Genomic DNA, 22,960 nt, shown 5'->3' on the forward strand with positions numbered 1-22,960 from the left:
ATGGCGTCGCGGAGGTTCTATGGCTGAAATAGCTCATGGATTATCTCGTCGAGGCGAGTGATATCTTGTTGTGTGATGATTCCCTTGGTTTCGATGACTATTTCCAGTTGGATAACGGCATCTTGTAATTCGATTAGGCCGGCCTGGCCGGCACAGCCCTTTAGAGTGTGAAGATGGTCTGATAATGTCGGAATGTGAGTCAGGGAGTCCCTTGCTTGTTGCAGTAGTTCTTGTAGCGATTTTGATAATGTTAGACGAAGTGAGCTGTCGCTCAGATTCAATAATGGTTTGGATGTGGTTATTTGAGGCGTGAGATTAATCCCACGTTCAAGCTGGAATTGTGCTGTCATATCCAGAACTTCAGCGAGTTGGCTGAACGTCACGGGCTTCGAAAGATAGTGATTTATCCCCGCCTGATAAGCCCTTATTTTTTCATCAGGGTTAGTATTGGCACTAAGCGCCGTTATCATGCATTGATTGTCCAAATTAATGGCATCATTACGCCAGCACTGAGTTGTTGTCAGACCATCCATCCCCGGCATGCGAATATCCATCAATACCAGATCAAAATATTGGCCTTGCCCGATACGCAGCGCTATTTCGCCACTCTCTGCCAGCGTAACCTCATGCCCCAGTTGTTTCAGCATCATGCCGGTAATATCACGATTGGTTTCTGCATCGTCGACCAGCAATATACTCATATGCCAAGGTTGTAGTGGGAGATTATGTTGTATCTCAGAATAATCCGTGGCGGCGTATTCCTTATTGCCCAGATACTGTTTCACCTTGCTATATAAACGACCCGGTAAGTAGCATAATTCTTTATCAGCCAAGAATTCTTGTGGCAGATTTAGCGATTTATTGTTCATCGGTTGGCAGGTTATACCCCAGGCAGATAATTGTGCCCGCAATGCTGGCGGGGATGGACAAAACTCACCCTTAAAAGGTATTACGGGGGCGACTCCATTAAATGGCAGAATTAATGAGAAACGGCTCCCTGAGTTGGGTTTGCTATAAAGCGTAATATGCCCCCCCATCATTTTTGCCAAGTTATCTGCAATAGTCAGCCCCAGCCCCGTCCCTTGCCCGTGATCATAAGTTTGAATGAAGGGGCGGAATATTTTCTGCTGGTGCTGTAAATCAATCCCACAGCCGGTATCCTCAACGGTAAAGCAAAGTTGCTGGCCTTTGCGTTCAACCGAAAGGCTAATATGACCTTGCTGCGTAAATTTAACTGCGTTACCCAATAAATTAACCAGAGTTTGCTTTATGCGTTGGCTATCCAACTCAAGTTCTAGTGGTACATCTGAGCTGACATAAGTAGAAAGAACAATAGATTTACTCAAGACCTGGCTGTGAATAGTTAGCATCGACTGATCGAGCAAAGGCAAAAGCGCAGTTTTCTCTTGAGAGAGAGTTAATTGGCCGGATTCAATACGTGAGAAGTCCAAAAGATTGTTGATTATCGCCAGCAATGAATGTGAGCACTGGCGAGCTGTCTCAGCTAACCGATATTGCTCAGTCGTTAGGGGCATATTTTGCAATAACTCGATCGCGCCTAAAGCCCCATTCAACGGGGTGCGGATTTCATGGCTTATCGTGGTCAGATGGATACTTTTACGCTGATTGGCTTGTTCTGCGGTTAATTTTGATTTTGCTAATGCCATGGTGCGTTCTTTTACTTTCATTTCCAATGTGTCGTATTGCTTATTTAAGGTATCCAGCAAACTGTTGTAAGCGCGAGCAATATGGCCTAATTCATCCATTCGTTTAATGGGCAATCGTGGCTCCATAGCTTGTGGCCCGGTGGCCCCAATAATATTGACAAAATTCCATAAAGGGATGGCCAAGTAATATCGCAATAATAAAGAAAGTGCCAAGGTAAGTAACAGTAAAATTGCCAGTGCAAAGGGGAGTTGATGTAATGCCGGTTTGGCCGCCTCCCAAGCAAAACCGACTTGAGGGTAAATCACTAATTGTTGCCAACCAGGGCCTTTTAGCTGAGTTCTTAGTACTAAATAATCGGGTGTTTGCTGCCAACCATCGTGCAATTGGATATTTTTCAGTTGACGAAGAATGTCATATAACTGATTTGAAGGTATATTTTGTTGAGGGACAGGTAATAATCTGCCATCTTTATCCAGCCATAAATTAATATCTCTTCTCTCAACAGACTGATTATCACTCACTAATTCATTTAGTTTTAATGAAAATCCAGCTAATGAACCCATATGGTCACAAGCGGCAACGGAAACATGCCAGCCATTTTGTGGCGTATACGTTGGCATACCCCAAAAAATATTATTGTGGGTAGGGAATATGGGAAGTAGAAGTAGCTCTTTGCGCCGTTGCTTCAAATAATTGTTGGAAACTTCTTGTGGTTTGAATATGGTAATTCCATTACTTCGTTGAATCGTGAAGCTATCAAGATAATAGGTTTGGCCTGCAGTACCATAAGCCTGATTTACTTGGAAATTATGTTTAGACTGCGGAGAGTTACATGTTATTGAGTTGACGAGAGTATTATTTCCCACATTATCATTTTTGTGACTCATGGGAAATCCCCAGCTCATTTGATAATGAGCCTGGCGGTCGATCAGTGCAAGAGCATCCCGTTCCGCACCTTCAAATTGGTAATTGCTTAAATCTGAGCGAAGTGATGCCATATGTGTTAATTCATTCACCAATCGTTGACGCGTATCTTCATATGAAAAAAATGCCGCCATAATAATTGAAATTAGCCAAATAGCCGTTAAGGTCATAGCGAGTAATAGTGTCAATCGAGTGACGAGTGATGATGATTTTTTCATAAAGTCACCTGACTGTTTTTTTTAGTACGCCACAATAAAAATTTGATATCAAGAATTACACTGATTTCATTACTGCTCGTTATAGATTCATTTAATTATGAATAATGAGTAAATCAGGTTTTCACCTTATAACAGATATTTAGGATTGGAGGATAATTAAACTGTGGTATTGCTGGAGTGACAGTTGATGTTAGAAATATTGAAAATGCAGCCTTTAATCAAAGATATTGATTTATCAGATACCCATATTATGTGTTTTACACTAAATCAGATCCCCGCCAAAGCGATGGATTACGATCACTCTCTTTGTATTAGTCTTGTTTTTACTGACAAAAAAATGATATCTCACTCAGTGATTCATTATATTTCTCTCATGTTGGTGGCTCTTGAAGATACGCAGGATTTTGCATTACAGCTTAAGGGCGACTATTGGTGGCTTTGGTACCGATATACTCTCGACGAGAGAAATGACATTGATAATGAGCGGCAAAGATTATCTATTAAGCTTGATAGGATTCATACTGTTATCCAAATGCTCAACTCATTGGTCGCCACGATGAATGCATCTAAAACGCCTCTTTTAAGCAAGTATAAAATAGATGCCAGCAGGATTGTTTTATGAAAGAAATTACTGGTTTTATATTGTTTTTATTTGTATCCCAGGCCGCGGGGAAATCGATTCCTTGGCAAGGCGAACCTTTCTTTATTTATAGCCGAGGGATGGCAGTCACTAGTTTATTGAATGATCTCGGGGGTAACTATGGTATTCCCGTTGTTGTCAGCCCAGAAATAACTGAAAAATTCAGTGGTAAGATTCGGGATAAAACTCCCGAGGAAATATTGTCTGAATTGGCAGGGCTATACAATATCACTTGGTACTATGATGGGGATACTCTTTATTTCTATAAAACTCACGCTATAAAAAGAGAGTTTATATCTCCTGAGGGACTGTCGACGGTAACCTTAATAAAATATCTAAAACAAAGTGGGGTTCCTGAGGGTAAAAATTGTGCAGTACAGGCCATTTCTCGCCTTAATGCCATTGAAGTTACGGGTGTGCCTATCTGTATTGAACGTGTGACTTCACTGACTAAAATGCTTTCTTCACAAGTTCGTAAACAAAATCAAAATAAAGAAACAGTGAAAGTCTTCCAACTAAAATATGCTTCTGCTGCCGACTCTACTTACCAATATCGAGACCAGCAAGTTAAATTACCGGGCTTGGTCAGTGTGCTACGTGAAATGAGTGCAGGTAATCATTTACCTTTGGGGGGAGAAAAAGAGCCAGGGGATACGCCTGTAAGTATGCCACTTTTTTCGGCAGACCCACGGCAAAATGCGGTTATTATCCGTGACCGTCAGTCTAATATGCCACTTTATCGTAGTTTAATTACCCAATTGGATCTGCGACCTGTCCAAATAGAAATTTCGGTAACGATCATTGATGTTGATGCCGGAGATATCAGTCAGCTTGGTATTGATTGGTCAGCATCTACATCCATTGGTGGGGCGGGGATCTCATTTAATAGAGAGGCAGCTCCAAATAATACCGATGGATTCTCTACCGTGATTGGCGACACAGGGAACTTTATGGTTCGCCTGAATGCCTTACAGAAGAACTCACGTGCCAGGGTTTTATCTCGTCCGTCAGTAGTGACCTTAAATAATATTCAAGCTGTGTTAGACAAGAATGTGACATTTTATACCAAGCTACAAGGCGATAAGGTGGCAAAACTTGAATCAATAACATCAGGTTCATTATTGCGAGTCACACCGAGAATGATTGATTCAGATGGTATAAAAGAAGTCCTTCTTAACCTGAATATTCAAGATGGCCAGCAACAGGCACCTATCAGTAGCAGTGAGCCTCTACCTGAAATACAGAATTCAGATATCTCGACCCAAGCTACATTACGCGTTGGACAAAGCTTACTCTTGGGTGGATTCATTCAAGACAAACAAATTGAATCACAAAATAAAATCCCCTTACTGGGTGATATCCCTTTACTCGGCGGATTGTTTCGTAGTACGAATAAGCAATCTCATAGTGTTGTCAGGCTATTTCTAATCAAAGCCGTGCCGGTTAACACAGGGGAATAATATGGCAGTAAAATTCAAGCTTCGGCTATTGAATAGTGAACTCAAGGGCCGAGAACTGACTTTGCCTGAGGGGGAATTTACTCTGGGAGAGTTAGGGTGTGATGTGTTATTGCCATTACCTCGGGGGGAAATATTAACCTTGGTCATCAGCAAAAATCAAATAAGGCTACAGGCACCGGGGGCCATTTGGGTGAATGGCTTGCGGCACGATATGCAGCAACCAGTGCCTTTAAGACAATTGATTGAAACCGCCGGTTTAGCACTGGCCCTTGGTGAGGAAAGTGATGTCTTAAGCGGAATAAAAGTGACTCGGAGAATAAGGTCACGCCTATTATTGTGGCTATCTGTGGTGACATTTTTATTATTGGCACTGTTATTTATCTTTCTATTTTGGTTTACACAGCAGTCGAATCGATTATTTTCTAATCTTCCTCCGACTGTTCCAATGCAATTATCGAAACAGTTAAAAACCGCTACTTTAGAGGGAATAAAAGCGGATTGGTTAGCAGATGGCAGTGTGGCGCTGAGTGGACACTGTGAATCATCCTCTGCGGTTATTCAGTTGCAAAACTTTTTAGTTTCGAATCATGTTGTATTCAGTAATCAACTCGTTTGCGATGATCGGCTCATTGCCAGTGTTAGTGAAGTGCTACATCAATATGGTTATCAAGATATTGAGGTTTATATCGGTAAAAAAAAGGGGAATGTCATACTCCATGGTGCTATTGAGATGGGGGATAAATGGCGAAGTGTGGAGGAGGTATTAGCAACTGTCACGGGGTTAAAAGGCTGGACGGTTATTAATTCTCATGATGGGCAAATTTCACGCTTAGTTGAATGTTTAAAAAAACGGGGGTTATTAGGTTACCTGAGCATGACACAGAGTAATAAAGAGATCGTTATTAGCGGCGTACTGTCGCCCGATCAACAGCAACATCTTAGACAGATGTTGGCGGCTCGTGCTGAGCAACCTGATGCATTTCCGGTGAGATACCAGAATATTCCAGCGGCCGATCAAAGTACTCAACTTCTTCCTGCCGCGATTGTTAGCTATGGCGGAAATAATTATTCAAGGTTTGTACAACTGGCTAATGGGGTTCGTTTACAGCAAGGGGCAGTGTTGGAAAATGGGTATAAAGTTATTTTGATTGGGGAGCAAGGCATCTCTTTATTAAAATCGACTAACTTAGTACAAATACCGATGGATTTTTGAGTATAGGAAATAAATTAATGCGGCATATAACGGAGCTGGAGGATTATATTAAATCCGATCCATCATTAGTTCAGCAAAGAAAAATCTTACTGATAAAAGAAAAATCATTGGTTACCTATCAATTGTCTCTCCAGCAAACACCTGAAGATTATAAATATCTTTATGACATGATGTTAGCATTAGACAGTGCCGAAAAAATTATAGAAACTCTCATTGTTCGCTATAAAAAATGATTTTATTTGTGGTGCTGCTTTTTAAAAGTAATAGCTAAAATATAAAAGATAAATGGCAATTAATAATACAGAATTAATTTAATGGCTCATAAATAGATAAGGCACTATTATATGAATAAAAATGGTCCTATTCAATATATGCTAAATGATCTTCAGGGAAGACACGGGAAATTAGAAGCGGATCTCAATAGACTTAAGGATTTTCAACGAAATATTGAGTTACTGAAACAACGTGCAGATATAGATAGTAAAGCCAGAGAAACGTTATCACGTTTGAATGCTGCTTTTCCCAATGGTTTTAAACAAGAAAAAGCCAAAATGTTGGATTGTATTTCACAGATGAATATACAGTTTAAGCAGTTAGAAACACAACTTAAGAACATTAATACCTCAGAGAACAACAACACGTAGCGACGATCATCCTTAAATATCCTTTCGACTGGAATGTAGGAGTGTTTATATGTCAACGAATTCGTATATCAATATGCCTAAATATTTTTCAGCACAAGCAGCGAACCTCTCTGGAAATGACGTTATAAAAAATACTGCACCTTATGCGGTCAATGATTCAGATGATATTTTCAGTATAGGATTAAAAGTCTTATATTCATTTCTTGATGTGCTTTCTAATATTGCCAGTACTAATTTTAAAGCCATGCAGGCGCGCTCAAAATATGCCAATGATACACAGGATATGTCTAACCGAGTCGATGAGATTATTGCCAAAGCTGCAAAGGGTGACGATAAAACGAAAGAGCCTCTACCTGACTCAGTCATTGATTTTATGCGGAAAAATGGCATTACCGTTGATGGAATGAGTATTGATAAATATTTAAGTGAATATGGCCCAAAACTGGATAAAGGGCAGCTTCAGGCGGTGAAAGCGGCATTGGATAACGAGAAGAATCGAGCTACGGATACGATGAGTCAGGATCAATTACAGCTACAGAAAATTATGCAAAGTTATAACGTTTGCTCCAATAACATCAGCACATTGCAGACAGGTTTAAAAGATTTACTGATGACGATTGCACGCAATTTTTGTTAATCAGATCGCGGTGCTAAGGATGGTGTGAAATGAGTATTCAGCTCAGTGACGAGGTCATTAATTTTATGCGGCGAGGCGGTTCTCTCCGTATGTTAGCCAAAATGAACCCGCAAGATTTGGCATTGGTATATGAATACACCGTACAACTGTGCCAAGGCGGGGAATATGACAGCGCTAAGCGATTATTAAATCTATTAGTGCGGCTGGATCATTGGAATTTCTCTTATTGGCTGACTTTAGGTTTGTGTTATCAGCAAACTGCGGATTTTCACCAGGCTATTTACAGTTTTAGTCGCGCAGGCCAGATCCAGGTCGATGACCCCAGGCCCTCCTGTTTTGCTGCGGAATGTTATGTGGCTTGTGGTAACAGGGATTACGCTGAAAAAGCTTTCCGAACGTCATTAAACTGGTGCCATTCGCACACTGAATGGACTCAAGTGAAACAACAAGTCGAGCGCGGGTTAGCGGCTTTACTTCTGGAGGTGCGACATGTCTGATGCTATAGGTTTTAAAACCGCCATTTTGAATGACTGGCCGGTAATGATGGCGGATAACAGCTCCGCGTTATCGCCAATAAAAATGCCCGACTGGCGGGGTATCGCGGGGCTGCCTGCCTCACTGAATACCAATACAAGTTCACCCAAAATCACACAACAAAACGCGCAAGGCGCACTCGACCGTTTACTGACGTCTTTGCCGCGCGCGGGTTTAGCTGAAGAGGGCAGAAACCGATTTTCGCTTGATCGACCAGACAGTATGGATATGCAACTCATCATGTCGATGGCTGGTAATCTAAACATTGGGCTTTTCTCTCATTTGTGCAAATCCATAGGTAAGCAAATGGAGCGCGCAACGGATGTTCAGGCTTTTTTGCGCGATAAGCGCGTCTCTGAATATCAAAAACAGATTGATAAAGCTGTTGAGCAAGCCGATAAAGCCAAAAAAGCGGGGGTTTTCAATGCAGTATTTGATTGGATTATTGGTGCTGCCGAGGTGGTTTATGGTGCGTTTAAGATTGCTGAGGGTGTTTTAACCGGTGATCCGGTTGCTATGACGTCGGGAGTTGCGTATTTAGCTGCGGGTACGGCGGGGTTGGTCAAAGCTGCAGCAGAAACGGCGATGTTACTCGGGGCATCAAAAGAAAAATGCCAAGAAGTTATTGATGTTGCAGGTAAAGTTCAGCTGGGGTTTGAATGTTTTGCCATGGCAATCGACTTGTTTCAGGCGGGCCGCGCAATCAATGCTGCCCGTGCCGTGACCCAAGGCGCGGGTGATGTACTGAAAAAAGGAGGCGGTGAAGCATTGACGGATGCTATCAAACGAGGGGCGACGGAAGAGATTGAGCAGCTAGCAGGGCAGTTTGGTAAGGATGTTAGTCAGCAGGTGAGCCGCGATATCTCTATGAAAACGATGGAAATAGAGATGGTTGAGGCTACTGAGATGGCGTCGGCGGCAGCTAAACAGGCGGCTAAGGCGGAAATGACCTTGGTGCGCAATATCACAAAGTCATTTACCCACGAAGGGATTGAAAAGCTGGTTAGTGGTGTCACGAAAAAGCTGGCTCAGGATGCAATAAAAAAAGGGGTCACTCTCACAACAGAAGAATTGAGTCAGCAATGTACTAAAGCCATTTTGAAAAAGTCAGTGACGACAATTTTAAAAGATATTTCCACGTCACCTTTACTGATTATTCAAAAATGCAGTAGTGCTGCAGTACAAATTAATAATGGTCAGTTATCTGTTCAAAATGCCGGGTTACAAAAAGAGATCCAAAAATTAATTCTTGATCAAGATTTTACTCAATTTATGGATGAATGGGTGGAGCGAAATAAACAGCATCAACTTAAACAACTTAAGGAAACGTCTCAGGATGCGCAAGACTCATTAACAAAATTAAATGACAATATCCGCCAGAATGGCATGTTGCAGGTCGGTATCGCAAAATCATTGATATAAAGAGGTTATTATGAATATGTCAGTTAATCATGGAATAACACTTCCTGAGCAAAGCAGAGTCTCCACTGAAAAGGGGAGTGAAGGCATGGGAAACTATGTTGAGAATTTCATGTCCGATTTATCTAATATTATTCTAAAAATGAATATTCTATTTAAAAAGATGCGTGATTTACTTAATACCTATAATCAAAAGCAACAAAAACTTGGTTGGGATATTCAAGTCAATTCAATGCAGAATAAACGTGAGGCAATCGACAAAACTGCGTCTGGCGCTATTGCTAGTGGGGTTTGCACTATTCTTTCTGGTATTGCTAGCGGTGCGGGGGCGGCGGCAAGTTTCAAGTTCGGGGATATTGCGACACATAGCGGCTCGGCACTAGGGCAGCTCGGAGCGGGTAGTGGTAAGTTGGTTGAGGGGGATATGGCGCGTAATGCAGATTTGCTGCGTATGACCAGTGACCTGCAAAGTAGTGGTGCGCAATCTTATAATAAGAATATAAGTGAGCTATTAGATAAATTGAATGAGTCTCGACAAAATATGAAAGATTTAGGTAATTCCATCAATAATATGATGGGCCAGATTTCCATGGCTGTGAAGTTATGAATGATGAAATCGAGTCTACTCAATATTGAACAATACTTAAACCATAAAGGTTGCCCGGTTAAAGTCGCTTACTTTGAGAAAAGTGCATTGCAAATAGGTCATGAGTTTCAGATCTATGGCTATCGTGTTGTTTATCGAGTTGAGTACGGTGAGTTTATTATTTGTTATCTAGAGGCAATAAATAAGCGTGCTTTTCCCAACGGTTTTTTTAAATTATTTAATCTATTACATCATTTAGGAAAGGATATAAATGAATTGTCGATAGTCAGAATGATGATTGTGGATAACATTTCCAGTCCAACTCTGCAATCAATACGCTACCGACTTATTAAACTACTCATCGCTAAGGGAGCATTCAGTAAAAATATTAATGGTGACGACTGGTTATTGTTTGATGTTAGCTAAGGAATGATATGAGTGAGGATACTCTCGATAAATTACAGGAAATTTGCGCTAAAATAAATAATGTATTGGTGACTAAGAGAGTTATTAACTCGGAAGCTATGAATGATAATCAGGATATTAATCCTCAAGAGGTAGAGGAAAGATATTTACGGGGTTATCAGGCTTGGCTGGAGAATAATTATAGTGCGGCTATAGCCGATTTTTCTTGGCTCACATTACACTGCCCATTAGAACCGCAATTTCATTTGGCCCTCGCGGGTGCTTTACAAAAGCAGCAAGAGTTCACATTGGCGCTGGGCGCTTATGCTTGCGCACTACTGTTAGAAACGAAAGATCCGCAGCCTGTTTATCAAATGGCAGTTTGTTTACATGCTTTGGGAAAGGGGGCAGATGCCAGGGAAGCATTGCAAACAGTTATAGAGATGAGTTACATGTGCCCTGAATATGCGCCAGTCGCGGAGAAAGCTAATCTATTATTGGGCAAAGTATAAAAGTATAAATAGAGTATTAATGGGAAATGTTTAAGGAGATCCAATATGTCAGAAGTTACTCCTGTTAAAGTTTCTCCAGAATATGAACCTTTCATTACGAAAGTTAATGATGGTAATGATATTGAAAAGCCCGAATTACCTTATATCACTTTTTTTAAAGAAAAAGCTAAAAATACTGCATTAGATGTCAATAAATTACTGGATACTCAGCAAGACGCGAGTAAAACATTGACAGATATTCGAGTGAATTTAGCCAGGAAGCAATTCTTTATTAATGTAATTGAATTGACAGTTTCTGCTGCGTCATTCGCCGTGAGTATTGGGGTTAGCATCTGTAGTGGTGGTATTACGGCCCCTATTGCTGTAGTCACAGGGTTAAATCTAATGTTATCAATATCAAACCTTGCTTGTGCTTATCATAACTGGGATTGTGCCAGTAAAAATAAAGATGAGCTGGCAATGGGGAGTGATGCCATGCAGCAGGCAGTTTTTATGTTAGCTAAGTATTTTAATGCCTCTCCTCATAGTGCTAAAAAAATTGCTCGTTTTACTTCCTATTTTGTTCGTGTGGGAATCGTGGTTTCATTAGGCGCAATAGGTGCTTTAATCCATCCGGCAGTGAGTAGTAGTTTATGTTTACTCGCCAAAAATTACGTTCCAATATTATCCTCAATGTTAAGTGTTATTACTGCCGGTGCATTAGGTATTTGGATTAATCATGACAGTGATAAAAAGGATGCAATGATTGAAGAATTAACGGCAAATGAAAAGGATGTTATCGAAAAGCTATCTCAATTTGACGGGCATCTACAGATGTTAAATGAAATAGACAAGACCATATTCTCATTGGGAAGAATGGCATAGACATTTTAATTAAATCTAAGGTCTATACCGGATGTCAGTTTGCCCGCTTATTTGTCAATCTTGCATAAGGATAATGGCACTGGAAGGGATATTATGAAATCAATAAAATTTATTCTATTTCGTCAAGAGGGAGTATTACGCAGTGAAGGCGGTTGTCATACTATTCCCGCTGGAAAGTTAGTTATTACTGATGAGAAAGCCAGTGTGTCCTCTTTTTCACAAAGTACGTTTATCTCAATATTGTGTCACTCCATAGATCTTTTACCGTTATATCAGGATTTAGCCAGTAAAATGGTGCAATCGAATAAGTTTCGTTTGCCTCCAAACATATCTGAACGCTACAAAGTATTGCCTGCAAGTAATGACATTATATGTGCCACTGAACAGTTGGTTGATATTGAGAGAAGTGCATCACTGCGGTTTATTTATCTATATTGCTTGGGTTTGGAACCTATTTACTTCTCTCAATTATTAGAATCAATAGTAGGCACCAATAATGAATTACTGGAGTTCTTTGACAAGAATCGTCTCAACCCGTGGACAGTTTCACGTTATGCCGATGAATTAGGTATTTCGACACGTAAATTGAATTTCTTGTTTTACGAAAAGTTTGGGATGTCTGCTAAGCAATGGCTACTAGACCAACGTTTGAAAAAAGGTTGTGAGTTGTTGTTATCCACAAGACTGCGTGTGGCAGATATTGCCATGGAGTGCGGTTTTAGCAATCACGCTCATTTCTCTGATAGTTTTCGTCGCCGTTTTCAGCAGTGTCCGTCACATATGCGGTCACTTATGGAATAGGGGGTCTCATGGATATAAATGCATTAGTTAATGGGCTGGCGCAGCGCATCAATAATATTGGACAGGATTTTCAAAACCAGATGACATCCGGTAATCCTTCTGATCCTGACCACATGCTAAAGATGCAATTCGCTATGCAGCAGTATTCATCTTATATCAATTTCAGCAGCGCTTTAATGAAGGGGATTAAAGATATGGTCAGTGGGATTATTGCCAAAATATGATTTTGCTTTCAGCACCTTGTCGCCAATTGCTGGTTGAAGCCGCGCTGGCGGGAGTTAATCACAACTTACTGGCAGAGGCTCGCGATATTCTTAATGTATTGCCCCAGTTAATTCCCGATCCTCAAGTGCGATTAGTCTGTGAGGCAATGTTGCTATTTGGGCTTAACCGCCAAAATGAGGCATTGGCGCTGTTGGCGAGTTCCACCTCAAAAGAGGCGCGCGGCATGTTGGTTTTGCTGCAACAAGGCGTTTCTTGTTCCGCCAAAATGTAATCTTGTGCGGTATCACACGATTTATTCACCCGAGGTTATCCGATGGAAATTGATGCTATCACCGCCGCAGCCAAGCTGAGTACACCATTTCAGCAGCCTGCTGATGCGCAGCAGAATGCCAAATTTGCGCTGTTAATGCAGCAGGTTGAGCCTCCCACTCCCATGATGTCTCCGGATCATTTATTGCCAATCCAGTCTGAATGGATGCATGCCACGCTAGCCGTTGATTTAACTGCAAAAGTTGTTGGTGTTGTCGGGCAGAACATTAACAAGCTGGTCAATATGCAATGAAAATGGCGCGCCGCACGATAGCACTATTACTGATTGTTATGTCACTTTCCGGCTGCGGTATGGAGTTGTATAGCGGGCTGGCGGAAGGGGAGGCCAACCAGATGCTAGCGTTATTGATGTTGCATCAAATCAAAGCAGAAAAACAGTCTGAAAAAGGGGGAACTGTCGGGCTGAATGTCGATAAAAGTCAGTTTATTAATGCCGTGGAGTTGCTACGGCAGCATGGTTTCCCTCGCCAAAAATTTGCCACGGTAGGCGAGTTGTTCCCATCGAATCAGTTGGTGACGTCTCCGGGGCAGGAGCAGGCCAAGATGGTTTATCTCAAAGAGCAACAATTGGAAAGCATGCTGAGCCATATGGATGGGGTGATTCAAGCTGATGTGACCATTGCCATGCCGGCACCAACAGACGGGAAAAGCAGTGTTCCGCATGCGGCCTCGGTGTTTATCAAATATTCGCCGGAGGTCAATTTACTGAGTTATCAGCCGCAAATTAAGAATCTAATCCGCGATGCAATTCCGGGAATTGATTTTTCGCAGATTAGTGTCGTGATGCAGCCAACTAATTATCGGTTCAACACTCCCGCCATACAGCAGCAAAGTCATTCAGAAGTGGCGCTGCAATGGCTATTACGCCATGCCGCGACATTGCAGATAGTCTTAGGTTTGCTGCTGGTGTTGCTTGTCGGGTTATCAACGGCTTGCTTGTTGCGGTATCTGCGCCGATAGGGGCGGGAGGGTCGAATGATATTGCCATTAACCACCGATATTCGGTATTTACATCAATTAGCGTGGCGGCCGGCACAATTTGCCCATCCATTATGGTTGGCGGCGGCCGGGGTTAAAACAGGAAATTACTGCTATGGCCGAAATCATGAATTGGATGCCGCGCTGAATGTTGTACTCAATAGCTTGCGAAATTTTCCGCAGCAATCGCTGCCCGCGATGTTGAGCCAACAGCAGCAATACCAAATTGTGGAACCGCAGCGATTATTGGCCCGCTGTCTGGCATTGGGATTGGTTTATTTGCAATGCGATGATTATCTGCGCCTTCGTCAGTATCGGCAGTTACTTGCGCCGATATTTAACGAGAGTGACATTCAGCAGCTCATGGGAATGGGGTGTCGCGGCCATCTTTCTGCCAAATTAAGCCCACCGCAATTGCTCTGTGTTGCTTCGCGACTGGGGCAGAGTTTGGCCCACCAGGTTCGTCGTGATTGCATCGTGTGGCGGGCAATGTGTATTTCGTTACCGCCTTCACCGCGCGCGCTATTGCTATCGCGGGCGTTATCCCTTGCGGTTGATGATTGGCTAACCCGATTAGAGCGTTTGTTGTGAATCCCTTTCAGATTCGGGTGGAGAAATTTGATTTTTCATTGCCTGTTGGCGAGGTTGTTATCCCTGCGGCTCAGTTGCACAAAATAGTACAAAGTCGCGATATTTTGTCTGAGGCCCAAGCGCAGGCGGCTGATATTGTGCTCGCCGCGCAAGCTGAGGGCAAATTACTACTGGCTCAAGCACAGCAACAGGCGGATAAGCTGATTGAGCAAACTCGGCACCAAATGGAATCTGATGTGTTAGCACAGCATGTCCGTTGGTTAGTGGCGGCTGAACACGTGGAATCAGCACTGATTACGCAGGCCCGCGCCTCTATTTTGGCCGCTCTTGCATCGGTTATCACCTCTTGGGCAGGAGAGCAGGCGGCGAGTCAAGTTCTGATTCATCGTCTGGCGGAACAGGTAGAGAAAATGGCACACCACAATGAGCTGGTGTTGCGTGTTCATTCACAACATTTTTCAGCCGTGGCCTCGGCTTTAGGTTCGCGAGTGCAGTGCGTCGCAGATAACAATATGGCAGAGGATCAGGCCCAATTGGGCTTTCCCATGCTACAGCTCACGCTTTCTCTTTCGCGCCATTTATCGCAACTTCTTCTTTGGCTGCAAGAGCCACCAGAGTTATTGCTTTATCAAGAAGTTATCTCATCAGGAACTGTTCATGACGACGGCCAATAATGTATCAGATGCCCATGCCATTCACGGGTCTTCACTCCATAGTGGCGAGTTAGATGGCGGAATAACCCCTGCCCGATCAGTCATGGAATTAGCCAGCATTGAATTGTCTGAGGTCAGACAAACTGCATTGGAAGAAACCATGGAAGAGATCGGGCTAAGTTTAGGTTCCCGATTAAAAGACCAAAAATCCGTTGAGGCTGAGGAGCGAAATCAGCGTCGTCAGCAATTATTGGTGAAGTTAATCAATCAGTTATCCGGCGGTGCGGATTCTTTGCTGCCCAAGCATATTCCGTTTGATATGGAAATTTCTTTGCTTGCTCGCCAACTTAGCCAAGGTGGGCTGTCAATAGGGCAGCAAATCTTGTTGCTGGCCGCGATGATGGCGTACAGCAAAAATAATCCATTACGTCGCCGCAGTTTGTCGCAATTACTTGCGCCGTTATTGGAAAACGGTGGCTGGGAAATTGAGTTATTTGGTTTGCTCGAGTTGGGCAGTCAGGAAAGTCGCGAGCTGGGTGCCATTAAGCAATTATTTGCACAAAGTATTGAGCAGAGTGAATTATCCGTCGCGGAGTGGTTTAGCCAAGTGAGTCGCTGGCCACAGCGCCAGCAACGGGTTCGGGTATTAATGCGCGCAGTTGCGTTTGACTTAGCTTCTCAGCCTCCCCCTAAACATGGCGAGCGGCTGGCCGCCACACTGAATCAACTTCGCCGTTTGCTCATGTTTTTGGGGTTGGAAGACCATTGCAATCTTATGGGAAAAACTTGCGCCGTCGAGGGGGAGCGGATTCTGAGTGAAGTGCTGGCGGTGGTGGGCCAACCCTGGCTATTTAGTGGTTGGTTACAACCGCGCATTGAGGCGATTGTTGGTGATGACATTAATACGCGCAGTCGATTTATTCATCGGTTTTATGACTTGTTCAATCTTATGCCGCTTGATTGCTTCAATGATCAGGAACAGCAACAGCAAATTTTAGCGGTGTTATTGGAGATATAAGCTGTCGAATCAGGCCAATACCTGATAGAGCCGGGGCAGCAAGCTCCGTATCCTTTCTCATGCTTACTAATCCAGTAAACCAATAAATTATCTTGATGGGGCGTGGTTATGGAAATGGATTTAGTCGTGACCCGTAACCTCCAGTTGTTTACCCAGATGGCGGAGTTACCTTGCTCGGTATTGGCCCCACGCATGGAATGGCAGATAGAACAGCGGCTGGTTTTTCTTGAGTGGCGTAATGCGCGGTTATTACTGACCAGTGGCGTGCAGCATCGGCATTATCACCATGATGACTTATTGCTGCTTCAGGAATGCTGGCAACTGGAGCGCTTTAACGGTGTCCCTCAGCGTATCTACTTATTGAAAATGGGCATGATGGTCAGTTGCTCCCCCCCAGAGTCATCAGGGGCCGAGTGTTGGTATCAACTCTATCAGCAACAGTGTGCTTTACTCCGCCGTTTGCCGGGAGAATACCCATGAGAGAATCGGCATTTATGCGCGGCCTGATGCTGATCGCTGCGCGTCAGGATGTTTTTCTGGCGATCATGTTGTTGGTGGCGATCTTTATGATGATCCTGCCGCTGCCGACCGCCATGGTTGATGTGCTGATTGCCATCAACCTCGCATTTTCCGTTATCTTGCTGATGATCTCAATTTACCTGCGCGATCCACTCGAATTCTCGGTCTTCCCGTCACTGTTACTTATCACCACACTTTATCGGTTGGCGCTAACCATCAGTACCACACGTTTGGTGCTGCTACAGCATGATGCTGGCGAAATTGTCGAAGCGTTCGGCCAGTTTGTTGTTGGCGGTAACCTGGCGGTAGGGCTGATTATTTTTACGATAATCACAGTAGTGCAGTTCATCGTGATAACCAAAGGTTCGGAACGTGTCGCCGAAGTCAGCGCCCGCTTTTCACTGGATGGCATGCCGGGCAAGCAAATGAGTATTGACGGCGATATGCGCGCTGGCGTTATCGATTCTGCCGAAGCCGGGCGATTGCGCGAGCGGGTGCAAAAAGAAAGCCGGCTGTTTGGTGCGATGGACGGGGCAATGAAGTTTGTTAAAGGCGATGCCATCGCGGGGATTATTGTCATTCTGGTGAATATTATTGGCGGCATCACTATCGGAGTGCTGCAACATAATATGTCTGCCGAGGAGGCGATGACCACCTATGCAGTTTTGTCCGTGGGTGATGGTTTATGCGCTCAAATCCCGTCATTACTTATCTCAATCACCGCTGGGATTATTGTGACCCGGGTTCCCGGCAATGATAAACAAAGCTTGGCTAAAGATTTGGCCGTGCAGGTAGGGCGTCAACCCGATGCCTTATTGCTGGCGGCGGCTATTCTGGCCGTTTTTGCACTGTTACCGGGTTTTCCTTTTCTGGTGTTTATCACTCTGGCGGCACTGGTCGCCACACCGGCCTTTTTACTGTATCGGAAAAAAAAGTCCCGCGCAGGGGCTCGCGACAATGGCGAAAGTCAGCCTTCTCCCGCTCATACCATGGCCCCTGGCGCTGTGCCATTGATGCTGTATTGTGCGCCCAACTTACGTTACACCTATTTGGGACGAGACCTCGATGGCTTGCGTTGGCGCTGGTTTGAACATCTTGGCGTGCCCCTACCCGAAGTCGTTGTTCGCAGTGATCCCAGCCTCGCTGAGAATGAGTTATCAATTCGAGTCTATCAGGAACAAGTGCTGACACTGACACTACCCGCCGATGATTTGTTACTGCTGCAACCCAATCCCTTGCTCGATACGCGCAGCCAATTCCTTGGCATGAAAATGGGCACCTTTGAGTGGTTGGCTGCTGAGCAAGGGCATCAGGCCAGCACATTAGGAATCCCCTATGCACAAGGGCATCAGCGCATTATTCATTGTCTGACTCGGGTACTTGAACGGCATACCGCTGAGTTTATTGGTGTGCAGGAAACTCGTTATCTAATGGATGCCATGGAGGGGCGTTACGGCGAGTTAGTGAAAGAGCTACAGCGCCAGATGCCTGTCGGGAAAGTGGCGGAAATATTGCAACGGCTGGTAGAGGAGGATGTTTCTATCCGCGATTTGCGCACTATTTTCGGGGCGCTGGTGGCATGGGCGCCCAAAGAGAAAGATATCGTCATGTTGACCGAGTATGTGCGTATCGCGTTACGCCGTCATGTGTGTGGCCGGTTTAGCAAAAATAAAGCCTGGTTGCCAGTATTGCGGTTGGGCGAAGGGGCTGAAAACCTGATCCGCGAGTCTATTCGTCAGACATCGGCGGGCACATATTCTGCGCTGGGAGATAAACATTCACGGCTACTTCTCGACAAAATAAAAAGTGCCTTTGCTGAAAATACCGATGCCGTGTTGCTGACCGCCATCGATGTGCGGCGCTTTCTGCGCAAAATTGTCGAGCGGGAAATTTTTGTGCTGCCGGTGCTTTCCTGGCAAGAACTGGGTGATGAAATGAATATTAAGGTGGCCGGTACTATTGAGCTTATCGGAGATGAATTGGATGAAATTACCTGATATCGCGGCATTAAGCGCTCAATTACAACAACAATTGCGCTTATCGTCCCCTCCACCAAGTGGCTTGGCGTTTTGCGGGCCGATTTTAGATGTCGGCCCAACACTGTTACGCGCCCATTTACCCGGCGTGGCATTGGGGGAATTATGCCAAATGACTTCACCGGATATGTTGGCTGAAGTGGTCGGCATTGAGCAGCAAACTGCATTGTTATCTCCATTTGCATCCTCCGCCGGCTTACGATGTGGTCAATGGGTTTCCCCACTTGGGCATGCGCACCGCATAAGAGTTGGTGCTGATTTGCTTGGACGGGTATTGGATGGGCTGGGTATGCCAATGGACGGTGGCCCGCAGCTGACGGGGCATTGGCGCGAGTTGGATTATCCGCCACCAGACCCTTTAACTCGTCAGCCCGTCCAGCAAGTATTGACCACCGGAATTCGTGCCATTGATGGGGTACTGACGTGTGGTGAAGGGCAGCGAATCGGTATTTTTGCCGCCGCCGGGGTGGGTAAAAGCAGCTTGTTGAGCATGCTATGTGCCGGTTGCTCGGCGGATATCACCGTGTTGGCGCTGATTGGTGAACGTGGGCGTGAAGTGCGGGAATTCCTTGAGCAAGTGCTCACTCCTGATATCCGCCGCCGTACAGTGGTGGTGGTGGCAACTTCCGACCGGCCAGCGCTGGAGCGGCAGAAGGGGATTTATACCGCCACCACGGTGGCCGAATATTTCCGTGAGCGCGGGCTGAAAGTGCTGTTAATGGCCGACTCACTCACCCGCTATGCCCGAGCCGCTCGTGAAATTGGCTTGGCGGCCGGGGAGCTTCCTGTGATGGGCAGCTTCCCCGCCAGTGTTTTTGCCGCACTTCCCCGCTTACTTGAGCGGGCAGGTCACAGTGAGCGCGGCAGCATCACGGCTTTTTACACCGTGTTAGTTGAGGGGGATGACATGAATGAGCCCGTGGCCGACGAAGTGCGATCCCTCTTAGATGGGCACATCGTTTTGTCACGGCAACTGGCGGGAGCCGGACACTATCCGGCCATTGACATTGCCGCCAGTGTTAGCCGGGTCATGCCGCAAATTGCCAGTGCCAGGCATCAGGCTTTGGCACAAAAACTGCGCCACATGCAGGCCTGCTATCAGGAGATAGAATTACTGGTGCGAGTGGGGGAATATCAGGAAGGGCAAGACTTACAGGCCGATGAGGCATTACAGCGATATCCGGCTATCTGCGCCTTCTTGCAACAGGAAAGCTCATTATTATCATGCAAAACCGACACCGCCGAGCTCACTCACACTTTGGCGCAACTCGCACAGGTGCTGGGTTAATCAACCCCGCATTCGATATGCTCTTGCGCCTATTGGCACTGCGCCAGCGCAAAGAGCGCCGATTACGTCGGCAATTAATGTGCTTGCGGCAAGAGGAGCAACAACAAGAACAGCAATTGGCAAATATTCATCAAGAACGCCACGAATTATGCCAGCAATTACATATGCTTGCTCAATGGCGCGGCAAACTGAGCCCGACGACAGTACAAGAGCAAAACGCGTTGCAGCACAAGGTGTATCAGGCGGAGCGGCGACTGCAAAAATCGCTCTGTGAGTTAGCGGCCCAGAGACAGCAGCAGCAGGCTGCTATTGCATTACAACAGGGGCTGTTACGGACTAATCAGCGTGAGCAGGAAAAATTACGGATGCTAATAAAAGATGAGTCGAATCGATATTGAGGGGGCATTGCCGCTGCTCAGTGAGGAGTATCTCAGTGGGGGGCAGATGCAAAGTTTAGGTAATGAGAGACAAAAACAGCAATTTTCCCGCTATTTTCCACCACGTTCAGCTCCAATGCGGGATCTTGCCCAGTCAATGACTCCCGCAGAGGGCGGTAACTTGATGCAGACGGACTACCACATCATCAGTGGCCCATTGTCGGGTGTCCGGGTTCATGTCTGCCTGGTAGCTAATGGTTTGCATATTGTACTCAGCCATTCCGATTACGAATGGGTCGAACGTCTACAGCGGCTGCAAACACGCTGGCAGCGGCAACTGCATCAATGGGGTTTTCCGTGTTTGCTGGAGGTGACCCATGCGGGGGATATTGTCGGCTGAATTACGCCATCTCAGCGCAATCATTGGTCGTGGACGTCATGCCGCCGGGGTTTGTGCCACATTAGCACCCGCTGAGGGCGAAGGCGTTTATTTGCCGCTGCAATATGCGGGCAAACCGTGCGGTTGCTGGCTATCCCAGTCTTGCTGGAGTAACTGGCTGGCATCGTCGTTAGCAACTGAAAATACACAGTTATTGGCGACAGAGTTGGTCAGTGCCATGGCCCATTGGGCCATCAGTCCGCTGTCTCTGGTGCTGCCCGAATTGACAATCCCTTACTCCGTGCCGGTGGCCATGACACTTTTACCCCAATGGGCCGTGGCGCTGACTTTCGAGCTGGAAGGCCAGCAGCTGAGTGGCGTGTTGTTTGACTGGCCTTTGGCGGCGTTAGCCGAAATCTTGTCTGATTGGCACCATGAGCCGGTCACCAAACATGAGGTGCCCTGGCAAACGGGATTAGTGGTGGGGTGGAGCCGATTATCACTGTATCAATTGCAACACATCAAACCGGGGGATGGGGTGCGAATCAGCGGCGCTGCTGAATTGGAACAAGGGAACTGCTGGTTGTGGCAAATGGCATCACCACGGATTTATATCAAACTGGAAGATGGAAACAAAATGACTATTCAACAAGTTAATGACGATATTGACCCGTCGCGTGATATCGCCGCAATGCCGAAAACGCCACAAGCAGTGCAAGTTGATCAACTGCCGCAAACTCTGGTAATGGAAATTGGCCGCTTAACCTTGCCACTGGGCGACATCAAACAGTTAGATGTCGGGCAAACACTCCCATGCCAAACTCACCTCTACGGCGAAGTAAATATCCGGCTACACGGGCAATCCGTCGGGAGTGGCAGTTTATTGAGTTGTGAGGGGCAATGGGTTGTGCTTATCAATCAGTGGTTTACCCTGCGTCCTTGACACTGCTGGCTTGCCGCAGCGCCATTTGCAGCTTTGGGTAAAAACAGGGGAATATGAGGTTATTCAGGTGATGACCTGATGCCGAGAAAGGCGGTCTGCGCAAATACTGTTGGTATTGCTTTTATCCAACAGGCTAGCTTTTGCGGAATACACTATGGAGTTGTTGAATTCGTCCTCTCAATTGATTGTCCTGCTTTTTATCCTGTCATTACTTCCCCTGTTGATGGTCATGGGGACATCATTTCTCAAACTATCGATTGTCTTCTCATTGCTGCGTAATGCGCTGGGGGTCCAGCAGGTGCCGCCCAATATTGCTATTTACGGTTTGGCACTGGTGTTAACTATTTTTATCATGGCCCCAGTGGGATTAGATGTGCATGCCCGCCTTCAGGATGAGCCGTTGCCCAATGATTTTGGTGACTTGCTGCACCATATTGATGAACATGCTCTGGGGCCATACCGCGATTTTTTACAACGAAATACCGATGCGGAACAGGTCCATTTTTTCAACAACATCATCCAAACCAAATGGCCTGAGCGCTATCGCAACACCATCAAACCCAATTCGCTACTGATATTAATGCCCGCTTTCACCCTCAGCCAACTGACAGAGGCATTTAAAATCGGTTTGCTGCTCTACTTGCCCTTTGTGGCAATTGATTTGATTGTCTCCAATATTTTGCTGGCAATGGGCATGATGATGGTTTCTCCAATAACCATTTCACTGCCATTCAAATTATTGATTTTTATATTGATTGATGGCTGGGGAATGCTGCTGGGGCAGTTGGTGGGCTCTTACTTATGAATAATCATCAGGGGAGATAACAATGAGTAATGCCATTGTGGTTCATCTGGCGACCCAATTGTTATGGATAGTTTTACTGCTGTCGATGCCGGTGGTGGTGGTGGCATCAGTGGTCGGGTTAGTGGTGAGCTTGTTGCAGGCGCTAACCCAGATACAGGACCAAACGTTACAGTTTTTGATTAAATTGCTCGCCGTATCTGTCACGTTATTAATGACTTATCATTGGATGGGCGCGACATTGCTGAATTACACCCAGCAGACCTTTTTGCAGATGACCAGTATGCGGTCTTAAT

29 protein-coding genes are annotated in these 22,960 nt (G+C 45.3%); 28 read left to right on the top strand and 1 reads right to left on the bottom strand.

Annotation, left to right across the window (positions count from 1 at the left end; all coding sequences use genetic code 11):
* Positions 1 to 17: 17 nt before the first annotated feature.
* Positions 18 to 2,810, bottom strand: a complete 2,793-nt coding sequence (locus F0T03_RS01420) for a two component system sensor kinase (RefSeq protein WP_159677089.1) — start codon at positions 2,808 to 2,810, stop codon at positions 18 to 20.
* A 187-nt stretch (positions 2,811 to 2,997) separates the two neighbouring features.
* On the opposite strand from F0T03_RS01420, the gene F0T03_RS01425 reads away from it, so the two are divergent.
* The 28 genes from F0T03_RS01425 (at position 2,998) to F0T03_RS01560 (ending at position 22,959) form a co-directional block, all read left to right on the top strand.
* Positions 2,998 to 3,432 (top strand): hypothetical protein, encoded by a 435-nt coding sequence (locus tag F0T03_RS01425; protein ID WP_159677090.1) that lies wholly within the window; start codon positions 2,998 to 3,000, stop codon positions 3,430 to 3,432.
* On the top strand, positions 3,429 to 4,910 hold the full coding sequence (locus tag F0T03_RS01430; protein ID WP_159677091.1) for an EscC/YscC/HrcC family type III secretion system outer membrane ring protein: 1,482 nt from the start codon (positions 3,429 to 3,431) through the stop codon (positions 4,908 to 4,910). The genes F0T03_RS01425 and F0T03_RS01430 overlap by 4 nt, the downstream gene beginning before the upstream one ends.
* A 1-nt stretch (position 4,911) precedes the next feature.
* Positions 4,912 to 6,123, top strand: a complete 1,212-nt coding sequence (gene sctD, locus F0T03_RS01435) for a type III secretion system inner membrane ring subunit SctD (RefSeq protein ID WP_159677092.1) — start codon at positions 4,912 to 4,914, stop codon at positions 6,121 to 6,123.
* 17 nt (positions 6,124 to 6,140) lie between these two features.
* The gene (locus F0T03_RS01440) at positions 6,141 to 6,356 is read left to right on the top strand and encodes an EscE/YscE/SsaE family type III secretion system needle protein co-chaperone (protein ID WP_145555848.1); all 216 of its coding nucleotides are present in this window, start codon (positions 6,141 to 6,143) and stop codon (positions 6,354 to 6,356) included.
* 111 nt (positions 6,357 to 6,467) lie between these two features.
* Positions 6,468 to 6,767, top strand: a complete 300-nt coding sequence (locus F0T03_RS01445) for a chromosome partitioning protein ParA (RefSeq protein ID WP_159677093.1) — start codon at positions 6,468 to 6,470, stop codon at positions 6,765 to 6,767.
* Between the two features lie 49 nt (positions 6,768 to 6,816).
* Positions 6,817 to 7,404: a type III secretion system translocon protein SseB gene (gene sseB / locus F0T03_RS01450; protein WP_159677094.1), complete on the top strand. Its 588-nt coding sequence runs from the start codon at positions 6,817 to 6,819 to the stop codon at positions 7,402 to 7,404.
* A gap of 29 nt (positions 7,405 to 7,433) precedes the next feature.
* On the top strand, positions 7,434 to 7,901 hold the full coding sequence (locus F0T03_RS01455) for a SycD/LcrH family type III secretion system chaperone (protein WP_145555851.1): 468 nt from the start codon (positions 7,434 to 7,436) through the stop codon (positions 7,899 to 7,901).
* Positions 7,894 to 9,360, top strand: a complete 1,467-nt coding sequence (sctE, locus tag F0T03_RS01460; RefSeq protein WP_159677095.1) for a type III secretion system translocon subunit SseC family protein — start codon at positions 7,894 to 7,896, stop codon at positions 9,358 to 9,360. Before F0T03_RS01455 ends, sctE begins: the two co-directional genes overlap by 8 nt.
* Positions 9,361 to 9,370: 10 nt before the next feature.
* Positions 9,371 to 9,964 (top strand): type III secretion system translocon protein SseD, encoded by a 594-nt coding sequence (sseD, locus tag F0T03_RS01465; RefSeq protein ID WP_145555853.1) that lies wholly within the window; start codon positions 9,371 to 9,373, stop codon positions 9,962 to 9,964.
* Between the two features lie 3 nt (positions 9,965 to 9,967).
* Positions 9,968 to 10,369: a type III secretion system effector protein SseE gene (gene sseE / locus F0T03_RS01470; protein ID WP_159680612.1), complete on the top strand. Its 402-nt coding sequence runs from the start codon at positions 9,968 to 9,970 to the stop codon at positions 10,367 to 10,369.
* Between the two features lie 8 nt (positions 10,370 to 10,377).
* Positions 10,378 to 10,860: a tetratricopeptide repeat protein gene (locus tag F0T03_RS01475; RefSeq protein ID WP_159677096.1), complete on the top strand. Its 483-nt coding sequence runs from the start codon at positions 10,378 to 10,380 to the stop codon at positions 10,858 to 10,860.
* A 45-nt stretch (positions 10,861 to 10,905) separates the two neighbouring features.
* Positions 10,906 to 11,724: a hypothetical protein gene (locus F0T03_RS01480; RefSeq protein WP_159677097.1), complete on the top strand. Its 819-nt coding sequence runs from the start codon at positions 10,906 to 10,908 to the stop codon at positions 11,722 to 11,724.
* Positions 11,725 to 11,817: 93 nt separating this feature from the next.
* On the top strand, positions 11,818 to 12,525 hold the full coding sequence (locus tag F0T03_RS01485) for a helix-turn-helix domain-containing protein (RefSeq protein ID WP_159677098.1): 708 nt from the start codon (positions 11,818 to 11,820) through the stop codon (positions 12,523 to 12,525).
* A gap of 8 nt (positions 12,526 to 12,533) precedes the next feature.
* Positions 12,534 to 12,749 (top strand): type III secretion system needle filament subunit SctF, encoded by a 216-nt coding sequence (gene sctF / locus F0T03_RS01490; protein ID WP_159677099.1) that lies wholly within the window; start codon positions 12,534 to 12,536, stop codon positions 12,747 to 12,749.
* Positions 12,746 to 13,021 (top strand): EscG/YscG/SsaH family type III secretion system needle protein co-chaperone, encoded by a 276-nt coding sequence (locus F0T03_RS01495; protein WP_145555857.1) that lies wholly within the window; start codon positions 12,746 to 12,748, stop codon positions 13,019 to 13,021. The genes sctF and F0T03_RS01495 overlap by 4 nt, the downstream gene beginning before the upstream one ends.
* A 42-nt stretch (positions 13,022 to 13,063) precedes the next feature.
* On the top strand, positions 13,064 to 13,312 hold the full coding sequence (gene sctI / locus F0T03_RS01500; RefSeq protein ID WP_159677100.1) for a type III secretion system inner rod subunit SctI: 249 nt from the start codon (positions 13,064 to 13,066) through the stop codon (positions 13,310 to 13,312).
* Positions 13,309 to 14,040: a type III secretion system inner membrane ring lipoprotein SctJ gene (gene sctJ / locus F0T03_RS01505; protein WP_159677101.1), complete on the top strand. Its 732-nt coding sequence runs from the start codon at positions 13,309 to 13,311 to the stop codon at positions 14,038 to 14,040. Before sctI ends, sctJ begins: the two co-directional genes overlap by 4 nt.
* A 15-nt stretch (positions 14,041 to 14,055) precedes the next feature.
* Complete coding sequence (locus F0T03_RS01510; RefSeq protein ID WP_159677102.1) at positions 14,056 to 14,649, top strand: type III secretion system domain-containing protein; 594 nt, start codon at positions 14,056 to 14,058, stop codon at positions 14,647 to 14,649.
* The gene (sctL, locus tag F0T03_RS01515) at positions 14,646 to 15,323 is read left to right on the top strand and encodes a type III secretion system stator protein SctL (RefSeq protein ID WP_159677103.1); all 678 of its coding nucleotides are present in this window, start codon (positions 14,646 to 14,648) and stop codon (positions 15,321 to 15,323) included. The genes F0T03_RS01510 and sctL overlap by 4 nt, the downstream gene beginning before the upstream one ends.
* Positions 15,307 to 16,320: a TyeA family type III secretion system gatekeeper subunit gene (locus F0T03_RS01520; protein ID WP_159677104.1), complete on the top strand. Its 1,014-nt coding sequence runs from the start codon at positions 15,307 to 15,309 to the stop codon at positions 16,318 to 16,320. The genes sctL and F0T03_RS01520 overlap by 17 nt, the downstream gene beginning before the upstream one ends.
* 108 nt (positions 16,321 to 16,428) lie before the next feature.
* Positions 16,429 to 16,800, top strand: coding sequence for a type III secretion system protein (locus tag F0T03_RS01525; protein WP_167515568.1), 372 nt, complete (start codon positions 16,429 to 16,431; stop codon positions 16,798 to 16,800).
* Entirely contained in the window at positions 16,797 to 18,836 is a 2,040-nt protein-coding gene (locus tag F0T03_RS01530) for an EscV/YscV/HrcV family type III secretion system export apparatus protein (protein ID WP_145555863.1), read from the top strand. Before F0T03_RS01525 ends, F0T03_RS01530 begins: the two co-directional genes overlap by 4 nt.
* Positions 18,823 to 20,163 carry an EscN/YscN/HrcN family type III secretion system ATPase gene (locus F0T03_RS01535; protein ID WP_145555864.1) on the top strand — a complete coding sequence of 447 codons (1,341 nt, stop codon included), beginning with the start codon at positions 18,823 to 18,825 and terminating at the stop codon, positions 20,161 to 20,163. Before F0T03_RS01530 ends, F0T03_RS01535 begins: the two co-directional genes overlap by 14 nt.
* 17 nt (positions 20,164 to 20,180) lie before the next feature.
* Positions 20,181 to 20,561 carry a type III secretion protein gene (locus F0T03_RS01540; RefSeq protein WP_208787105.1) on the top strand — a complete coding sequence of 127 codons (381 nt, stop codon included), beginning with the start codon at positions 20,181 to 20,183 and terminating at the stop codon, positions 20,559 to 20,561.
* The gene (locus tag F0T03_RS01545; RefSeq protein ID WP_159677105.1) at positions 20,542 to 20,940 is read left to right on the top strand and encodes a hypothetical protein; all 399 of its coding nucleotides are present in this window, start codon (positions 20,542 to 20,544) and stop codon (positions 20,938 to 20,940) included. Before F0T03_RS01540 ends, F0T03_RS01545 begins: the two co-directional genes overlap by 20 nt.
* Positions 20,918 to 21,862: a YscQ/HrcQ family type III secretion apparatus protein gene (locus F0T03_RS01550; protein ID WP_159677106.1), complete on the top strand. Its 945-nt coding sequence runs from the start codon at positions 20,918 to 20,920 to the stop codon at positions 21,860 to 21,862. The genes F0T03_RS01545 and F0T03_RS01550 overlap by 23 nt, the downstream gene beginning before the upstream one ends.
* Positions 21,863 to 22,016: 154 nt before the next feature.
* Positions 22,017 to 22,667: a type III secretion system export apparatus subunit SctR gene (sctR, locus tag F0T03_RS01555; RefSeq protein WP_145555878.1), complete on the top strand. Its 651-nt coding sequence runs from the start codon at positions 22,017 to 22,019 to the stop codon at positions 22,665 to 22,667.
* A gap of 22 nt (positions 22,668 to 22,689) precedes the next feature.
* Positions 22,690 to 22,959 (top strand): EscS/YscS/HrcS family type III secretion system export apparatus protein, encoded by a 270-nt coding sequence (locus F0T03_RS01560; RefSeq protein WP_145555867.1) that lies wholly within the window; start codon positions 22,690 to 22,692, stop codon positions 22,957 to 22,959.
* The last annotated feature ends 1 nt before the right edge of the window (position 22,960 follow it).

Origin of the sequence: Yersinia canariae (genome assembly GCF_009831415.1) — a bacterium.
Classification (GTDB): Bacteria; Pseudomonadota; Gammaproteobacteria; order Enterobacterales; family Enterobacteriaceae; genus Yersinia; species Yersinia canariae.